This window comes from Sphingomonas sp. 66-10 (assembly GCF_001897045.1).
Lineage (GTDB): Bacteria > Pseudomonadota > Alphaproteobacteria > Sphingomonadales > Sphingomonadaceae > Sphingomonas > Sphingomonas lycopersici.
Genome location: NZ_MKRR01000094.1, coordinates 1 through 6,502, shown reverse-complemented (window position 1 = coordinate 6,502; position 6,502 = coordinate 1). Strand labels below are relative to the sequence as shown.

Genomic DNA, 6,502 nt, shown 5'->3' with positions numbered 1-6,502 from the left:
GTCTGGCCGATCGTCTCGCCGCCGATCGCGCCCGACACGACCGACTGCACGTCCGCGATATTCATGCCGTAGCGTGATGCCGCAGCGCGATCGATCAAGACGTCGATATAACGGCCGCCAGTCAGGCGTTCGGCGAGCGCGGAGCTGACCCCGGGGACAGTCTTTGCGACTATTTCGATCCGTCGCGCGACCTGGTCAATCTCGGCCAGATTCGACCCCGCGACCTTGATACCGATCGGGCTCTTGATGCCGGTCGACAGCATGTCGATGCGGTTGCGGATCGGCGGTATCCAGAAATTGGCGAGCCCGGGGACTTTGACGGCCTTGTCGAGTTCGTCGATCAGCTTGTCCTGCGTCATGCCAGGGCGCCACTCGGTCTTCGGCTTGAAACGGATCGTGGTCTCGAACATCTCGAGCGGCGCGGGATCGGTCGCCGTGTCAGCGCGCCCCGCCTTGCCGAACACGCTCTCGACTTCGGGGACGGTCTTGATCAGGCGATCGGTCTGCTGGAGCAGCTGCGCCGCCTTGGCGGCCGACAGACCCGGCAGCGCCGACGGCATGTAGAGCAGATCGCCTTCGCTCATCTGCGGGATGAATTCGCCACCGAGCTGGCTGATCGGCCAGAGGCTCGTTGCGAAGACCAGCCCCGCAATCAGCAAGACCTGTTTGGGCCGGCTCATCGCCCGGTCGAGCGCCGGCCTATAGATGCGCGTCAACCAGCGGTTGATCGGATTGGATTCCTCAAGCGGAATCTTGCCGCGGATGAGGAACCCCATCAATACGGGGATCAGCGTGATCGAGAGGATCGCCGCGCCCGCCATCGCATAGGTCTTGGTGAAGGCCAGCGGCGCGAACAGGCGGCCTTCCTGCCCCTGGAGCGAAAACACGGGCACGAACGACAGCGCGATAATCAGGAGGCTGAGGAAAAGCGCCGGGCCGACCTCGGCCGCCGCCGCGGTGATGACGCGCCACCGCTCAGGTCCTTTCAGCTCCTCGCCCGGCCGATCGCGTTCCCAATGCTCGATATGTTTGTGCGCATTCTCGATCATGACGATCGCACCATCGACCATCGCGCCGATCGCGATCGCAATGCCGCTCAGCGACATGATGTTGGCGTTCACGCCCTGCACGCGCATGACGATCAGCGCAAACAGGATGCCGAGCGGCAAGGTCAGGATCGCGACCAGCGCTGATCGAACGTGCCACAGGAACAGTGCGCACACGATCGCGACGACGATGAACTCCTCGATCAGCTTGCTCGTCAGGTTTTCGACGGCGCGGTCAATCAGGCCGGAGCGATCATAGGTCGTGACGACCTCAACACCCGGCGGCAGGCTCTTCTTCAGCTCGGCGAGCTTGGTGCGCACGCCGTCGATCACCTCGCGGGCATTCTTGCCCTGGCGCATCACGATGACGCCGCCGGCAACCTCGCCCTCGCCGTTGAGCTCGGCAACGCCGCGACGCATCTCGGGGCCGAGCTGGATCGTCGCGACGTCGCCCAGGCGGACGGGAATGCCGCCTGCGACGGTCTTCAGAGGCACGCTGCGGAAATCGTCGAGCGTCTTGAGATAGCCCGAGGCGCGAACGATATATTCCGCTTCCGCCATTTCGAGCACGGCGCCGCCAGTCTCCTGATTGGCGCGTTTCAACGCCTCGGTGACCTGCTCCTGCGTCACCCCGTAGGAGGCAAGTTTCTGAGGATCGAGCAGCACCTGATACTGCTTGACCATCCCGCCGATGCTCGCGACTTCGGCGATACCCGGAATGGTCTTGAGCTCGTAGCGCAGGAACCAGTCCTGAATGCTCCGCAGTTCGGCGAGGTCGTGCCGTCCCGTCCTGTCGACGAGCGCATATTCATAAACCCAGCCGACGCCGGTCGCGTCGGGGCCAAGCGATGCCTTGGCCCCTTCCGGCAAGCGGTTCTGCACCTGGCTCAGATATTCGAGCACGCGGCTGCGCGCCCAATAGAGGTCGGTGCCGTCCTCGAACAGAATATAGACGAAGCTATCGCCCTCGAAGGAGTAGCCGCGCACCACGCGCGCGCCCGGCACGGACAGCATGGTAGTCGCGATGGGATAGGTGACCTGATCCTCGACGATGCGCGGCGCTTGCCCGGGATAGGTCGTGCGAACGATGACCTGGACGTCCGACAGGTCCGGCAACGCATCGACCGGTGTCGTTCTGACCGCACCGATCCCGATGGCGATGAGCAGGGCGGCGGCCAGGAGGACGAGGAAGCGGGCCTTTACCGACGCTTGGATGATACGCGCGATCATTTGGCGTCGCCCGCGATCGGACGCGCATCGATGCCGGTAAGGCTGGCTTCGGAATCGATCAGGAACTGACCGGACGAGACAATGCGTTCCCCCTCCCGCAGCCCTGCCAGGATTTCGGTCTGTCCGCCCGCGTCACGCCCGACCTGCACTTCCGCGGGCCGATAGCGTCCTTTGGGTTCCGCGAGCATGACGAGCGTGCGCTTCCCGGTGCGGATGACCGCTTCGCTCGGGACGAGCAATGCCGTCTGCGCTGTACCGCCCAAATGAACCGTCGCGAACATCCCTGGGCGGAGTCGCCCTCCGGAATTGCGCAGTTCGACCCTGACGGTCAGTGTCCGGCTCTCGGTTTGCGCGGTCGGCAAGATGGCGACGACCCGCCCAGCGAAGCGTTCGCCGGGAAAGGCCGCCAGCACCGCGGCCGCCGACTGCCCGACTTTGACATCGCTGGTTCGGACCTCCGGCACCGCGGCGTTCAGCCACACCGTGCCGAGGCCGTTGACCTGTGCGAGCGTCTGCCCGGCGGCGAGCGTGACTCCGGCCCGTGCGTCGAGCGTTTGGATGACGCCGCCGATCGGACTGCGCACCGTGGTCAGCCCGCGGCCGCGCGAACTCCCGCCCGGAATGCCGATCAGCCGCAGACGCCGACCAGCGGCCGCGATCAAAGCCTTGTCGCCGGTACGGCGCACGGCCTCATATTCGACTTGCGCGCCGCCCCATTCCGGAACGAGAAGATCGGCGATCGGGGCGCCCGCGCCGATCACGTCGCCCGGCGCGCGGTCGTAAACGCGCTGGACGAATCCGGCAGCGCGCGCCTGGATGATGGCGACGTCGCGTTGATTGAAGCCGATCGTGCCGGTCACGTCGAGCGCGCCCGCCAGCGTGCCGGCTTTTGCGACGGCAGTTCTCACGCCCAAATTCTGCGCAGCTTTGGGATTGACGGTTATGCCCGGCGCGCCATCGCTACCTTCGTCGGCATATTTGGGCTTGAAGGTCTTCATCCCCATCGAGGAGAGCGATTCCGGACTGTCGTAATGCTCCCCCGGCACCATCGGGTCATAATAATAGAGGACCTTGCGCCCCCCTTGCGCCGCCGAATCGGCTGGCGCGGGCTGGCGCGGTCCGGCAAAATAATAGCCGGACGCGCCGGCGATCAGGGCAACAGCGGCAAGCGCGGCGCCGGCACAGGCACGCTGCGTGCGATCGAGTGTCATTGGCTGTCGTCCCCGTAGGTGAGGTTGATCCGGACGCTGTCGCGCAAGACGGCAGCCTCGCGGTCGAGGGTGGTCAGAACGGCGTCGGCAAGAGCCGAGTGCGCATCGACGATGTCGATCAGGTTCGCGCGCCCGGCCGCGAAGCTGGCCGTTTCGAGGCGCACGCGCTTCTCGGCAAGCGGCTGAAGCGTGTCCCGAGCGCGCATCCATTGTTCGTGATGCATCATGTGGTCCGCAAGATCGGAGGCGAGTGCGGCCGCGAGCGCCCGACGAAGCTCTGCCTGTTCGGCCAGGGCTGCCGAAGCATCGGCCTGTCTTGCCGCGATCTGCGCATTCTGGCGGTGGCGAGTGAAGATGGGCAAGCCGATCGTCACCCCGGCCGAGACATAATCGCCAAAGCGTGGATCGCGACGCTGATAGGCGAGGTTAACACCGAAATCAGCGCGGCGTTTGGACTCAGCCACACGCACATCCGCCTCGGCCTGACCTTCCCTGGCAGCGGCCATCTTGATCGTTGGATGACGGTCGATCGCGCTTTCAAAAGCAGCTGCGCGGATCGGGAAGTCCGGAACCGCGCCTGCGATCTCGGGCTCAGGATCGCCGGTCCAGCGCGTCAGCGCCGCCCGCGCCTTGGCGACACCTGCAACCAGCTCGCTGCGCCGGTCCTGCATTTTTGCGACTGCCTCGTCGCCAGCCACGGTTTGGGCCGGTCGCGCGCTTCCGGAAGCGACGGCGCTGGGCGTGGTATGAACGATCGCTTCCAGCCGACGAAGGACTTGATCGATCGCGGCGACCCGGCGTTCGGCGTAGGCCAGATCGACCCAGGCAACACCGGCGGAAACCGCGACGTCGCGCGCGCTAGCCGCCGCGTCGGCTTCGACTGCCCTGATGTCGGCATCTGCCCGCGCCTGTTCGGCATGACGTTTCGCCAAATTGGGAATGGCCTGCGATGCCTCGACCTTTACCCAGGTGAAATTGTCCCGGTTCGGCTGAAATGCCAGCGGCCCGGAAATGGGAAAACTGTCTAGACCGACCCCGAGCGTTGGATCGGGCAGCGCACCGGCGGCGCCGCGCGCGGCGCGCGCGGCGTCCATTCTGCGCGCTTTCGCGACAAGCACCGGGGCATTTGCGCGCGCGTGCTGGAGCGCCGCATTGAAGGTGAGCGGTTGCGCCGAAATGGCCACCGGACACGTCGCGACAAGCGACGCGAGCACTGCATGTCTCATAGAATTCTTCCGTAGCAAGCCGGGCAGGGCGACCGACATTTTCAGCAGTGTTGCTCGAAGCGCCGAATTGCCGCGTCGCCTTGCTTCCAGGTGATCAACGTGGGCCGCCATCCGGGCGGTCGACGGACGACTTATGCATGCAGGTTGTCGGATCGACCTTCATCATTGTGCAGTCACAAGCAGGCTGTTTGCGGTCAGGCACCCAGACCCGTCGCATCGCGGGTCCAGTCGACTTCGATCCAAAATCGGGACCAGGGCGCCATTCATAGTGACCGGAAGATGCGGCTTTTGACACGGGAGCCGCTTCGGAGGAAGACGATTGGGGAGCGGCCGCAAGCGCGACCGCAACAAGCAGAGTGATCATGATAATATCCTCTAGTGATGTGACGTCAGCGCTGCGGTGCGAGCGGTCATGACGCGGCGCACCCACAGGCGAGGGCAATCAGATGAGGCTTGACGGGGGGTGTGGTTCGGGGCTGATCGTGCCACCCGCCAGGACAATCACGGCGGGCCAGAATTCCGGTTCGCCAGGCAAGCGGTCGCGATCGACAGCGGGAGCCGCGTTTTCGACGGTCATCGGCACGACGCAGCCCATTTGAGCTACACAATCGAGCGTCAGCCCTTTGCAGGGTGGTTGTTTTTGCCCCTGCTGCTGCATGGCCATGTCGACGCAGTCGGCCCCCATAGGGGTTGCATGAGCGGCGGCCATCACCGTCGGCGACGCGATCGGGCCAATCGCGTAGGCCGCCTGCAGTCCGAAGAGACCGCACAACGCGCCCACGAGGAGCATAAAGGCGAGACGGCTTTTCAGCACCTGATCAATGTCGGACGATTGAAGTCGTGAGTCAATGCAAGCGCATCACCTGCAACCGCCTCCCTTCTGTGGCACCGGCCCTCGTAGGTGCGCGAATGCCGAAGTTGTGCGACACGCAATTCTGGTCCCCCACCCCGAGGATGGTGGCAGGATGGGGGTCAATGTGCACCGAATCTTCTAGCATTTATTGCCTTTTGAAGCCACCCTTGCGTTCGAGCCAAGTATATCGGAACCACGACGCACGGCGCAAATCCTTGTCGCGCGCCGTTGAAGCGATCCATGTTTGCGGAAATCGTGCAGTCTTAGCCATGGCGGGCATACGCCCGACGTCCGCCCGCGCCGAATGCGATCACGTCGTAGCGTTGCGCCCTCATGCCAGGCATTTCCATCCCCGGCGACCCGAGCGGCATCCCACCGACCGCCAGTCCACGAATCCCGCGCGGCTTCTCCGCGAGAACGCGTTTGATATCGGCGGCCGGCACGTGCCCTTCGACAACCACGCCGTCGATCACCGCCGTGTGACAGGAAGCCAGATCAGCAGGAACTCCCAGCTTCGCCTGAAAGGCAGATCGGTTGGGGTCGTCCAATGTGCGCACAGGCCGACCGAGTTCTCGACGGATCTGCGCGGCCCACTTTTCGCAGCAGCCGCATCCAGGATCGCGATGCATCGCGATCGCGGACGCCGCCGATGCCGCGACCGGCGACGCAAAAAGGACGAGGGCGAGGCAGGCATGGACAGTTTGCTTCATATGATGTGCTCCGAAAATTTGCCCCGCCCTGACAGGGGTGCTCAGGGAAAACCAGGGCGGGGCGGGCGACCGCTACTGCGGGCGCTTGCCGTGCTTGCGAAGCCAATCCTGGAGCTCCGCAATGTCCTTTTCCTGCTTGGTGACCGTCATCGCCGCCATCTGGCGCGTGTCGGCATCCTTCGCGTCACGCTGAGCGATCCGCGACATGGCGATCGCGCCGCGGTGA

The 6,502-nt window shown here is 64.7% G+C and carries 6 protein-coding genes; all 6 read right to left on the bottom strand.

Annotation, left to right across the window (positions count from 1 at the left end; genetic code table 11):
• A partial coding sequence (locus tag BGN95_RS07440) for an efflux RND transporter permease subunit (RefSeq protein WP_286772287.1) occupies window positions 1–2,276 on the bottom strand: 2,276 nt, incomplete at its 3' end.
• Window positions 2,273–3,487, bottom strand: coding sequence for an efflux RND transporter periplasmic adaptor subunit (locus tag BGN95_RS07435; protein WP_286772144.1), 1,215 nt, complete (start codon window positions 3,485–3,487; stop codon window positions 2,273–2,275). The genes BGN95_RS07435 and BGN95_RS07440, both read right to left, overlap by 4 nt.
• On the bottom strand, window positions 3,484–4,713 hold the full coding sequence (locus BGN95_RS07430) for a TolC family protein (protein ID WP_286772143.1): 1,230 nt from the start codon (window positions 4,711–4,713) through the stop codon (window positions 3,484–3,486). Before BGN95_RS07430 ends, BGN95_RS07435 begins: the two co-directional genes overlap by 4 nt.
• 442 nt (window positions 4,714–5,155) lie before the next feature.
• Window positions 5,156–5,527, bottom strand: a complete 372-nt coding sequence (locus BGN95_RS07425) for a hypothetical protein (protein ID WP_286772142.1) — start codon at window positions 5,525–5,527, stop codon at window positions 5,156–5,158.
• Between the two features lie 302 nt (window positions 5,528–5,829).
• Window positions 5,830–6,276, bottom strand: a complete 447-nt coding sequence (locus tag BGN95_RS07420; protein WP_286772141.1) for a DUF411 domain-containing protein — start codon at window positions 6,274–6,276, stop codon at window positions 5,830–5,832.
• A gap of 72 nt (window positions 6,277–6,348) precedes the next feature.
• Window positions 6,349–6,489 carry a DUF305 domain-containing protein gene (locus tag BGN95_RS07415; protein WP_286772286.1) on the bottom strand — a complete coding sequence of 47 codons (141 nt, stop codon included), beginning with the start codon at window positions 6,487–6,489 and terminating at the stop codon, window positions 6,349–6,351.
• Between the last annotated feature and the right edge of the window lie 13 nt (window positions 6,490–6,502).

What these genes read in the sequence shown, in the direction of transcription:
- BGN95_RS07435 (WP_286772144.1), bottom strand. Translation starts at nt 3,487, where the DNA reads ATGACACTCGATCGCACGCAGCGTGCCTGTGCCGGCGCCGCGCTTGCC.
- BGN95_RS07430 (WP_286772143.1), bottom strand. Translation starts at nt 4,713, where the DNA reads ATGAGACATGCAGTGCTCGCGTCGCTTGTCGCGACGTGTCCGGTGGCC.
- BGN95_RS07420 (WP_286772141.1), bottom strand. Translation starts at nt 6,276, where the DNA reads ATGAAGCAAACTGTCCATGCCTGCCTCGCCCTCGTCCTTTTTGCGTCG.